The sequence below is a fragment of the uncultured Agitococcus sp. genome, from assembly GCF_937920075.1.
Classification (GTDB): Bacteria; Pseudomonadota; Gammaproteobacteria; order Pseudomonadales; family Moraxellaceae; genus Agitococcus.
Genome location: NZ_CALETI010000251.1, coordinates 1 through 1,420, shown reverse-complemented (window position 1 = coordinate 1,420; position 1,420 = coordinate 1). Strand labels below are relative to the sequence as shown.

At 37.8% G+C, this 1,420-nt stretch carries 2 protein-coding genes; both read right to left on the bottom strand.

Translation table 11 applies throughout. The features are described from left to right. Positions 1-137 precede the first annotated feature (137 nt). Positions 138-374 carry a hypothetical protein gene (locus Q0212_RS08705; protein ID WP_297924581.1) on the bottom strand — a complete coding sequence of 79 codons (237 nt, stop codon included), beginning with the start codon at positions 372-374 and terminating at the stop codon, positions 138-140. Between the two features lie 152 nt (positions 375-526). Next, positions 527-1,261, bottom strand: a complete 735-nt coding sequence (locus Q0212_RS08700) for a hypothetical protein (RefSeq protein ID WP_297924579.1) — start codon at positions 1,259-1,261, stop codon at positions 527-529. Positions 1,262-1,420 lie beyond the last annotated feature (159 nt).

Here is a 1,420-nt window from a genome sequence, read left to right as displayed (position 1 = left end):
TCCACCACCAATACTCCAAACCTACCTCTCACTTCAAGCGCGATAAACACCCAGCTAATTATCGTGTTATTGCTTAAAGTTTGAGTCCTGTGTTAATGTTTAATTTGTTGTGGGTGTTTACGCCTTAAGTGTGGTAGTTATGCGTCTTCAAGTGCTTCAACAGCTTCTTGCAATAAATTCATTGCATCTTGATATTTTTCGCTGTCTCTAGTATCGCTGTCTAAAATTTCTAGCAAATCATAAGCCGTATCAATCAACTGTTTTGCATTTTTTACAATGTCAGTTTTGCTTATATCAACTCTTTGTCTGCCTGAAATTGTGTCGGCTTCTAAAGAAATGACGTATTCATGTTCTTCTTTTATCTTAATGCACATAATCTTCTCCGCATTTCATCGTTAAAACTCAAGCCGCATAACTCGTCACTCAACAAGGACAACAACCCAGCCGATTATCGTTTACTTTTCTACGCTTTTGGCATAGTCTCAACTTTCAATATCAACAGGGTTGTTGCCTGTTAGTTCAATAGTTAGCAGCCAACACACTCAACCGCTCTTTCAATTTGCGGCATATCAAAAAAACCATCTTGACTAATTAGTTTTTTTGCCATTGCCCAAAATTTTGCACTTGGTATTTTTTCTGTTGGCGGCATTCCAGCTAATCGCATTTGCTCAAAAATAGGCTCTTTATCTTCAAGATAACCATCATTATGTATGCTATATCCTATTTCTGATTCAGCTTGTTTTGCCTCAAGCCAAATATCAACGTTTTCACAATAAACAACATACCAATGCTGCCAACCTGCCTTCAAACATCCTTTACAATTAGCGTGATTAAATTTCTCATATTGTAAAGGTGGGGCAATTCCTATTTGCATTGTTTTGTTAATCGTTCTGTCTGCCCATGTCGCCAGCGGGTAATCAGTTAAATAGCCTGACTTTTGCATTATTGCTGTTCGTCTGTTTATGCGGCTTGTTTCATCTGCATCAAAACCGTAATAACAAACGTCACCACTTCTATAATTCTTCATTAACCACCAATAAAATGGCTCTGTTTTTAGTCTACTGGTGCAAAGTATTGTTCTTGTTTTTGGGTTTACCCATGTTTTTGCATCAAGGCAAACCTTTATGGGTGTGTTTTTTTCAAAATCAGCATGGTTCGCGTAGGTAATTGGCAAGCCCAAATAATCAGCAATCTCATTTTTGAAACGTTTAACATCTACATCTTCAACTTTCGAGCTAATGTCGTGATTTAATAAGACCACATCATCAATACCAAACTTCCTGCAAACCTATATTGCAACAATGGCCGAAGATTCTCCGCCACTAAGGCAAACTATATGAGTCATGTCTGCTAACTCCTGCATCAACAGCGACAAGTACCCAGCCGCTTACAATGCAAATTAATAATTGTTTGGGTACTT

Excerpts from the sequence above, each read along its gene's own strand:
- Q0212_RS08705 (WP_297924581.1), bottom strand. The coding sequence starts at position 374 with ATGTGCATTAAGATAAAAGAAGAACATGAATACGTCATTTCTTTAGAA.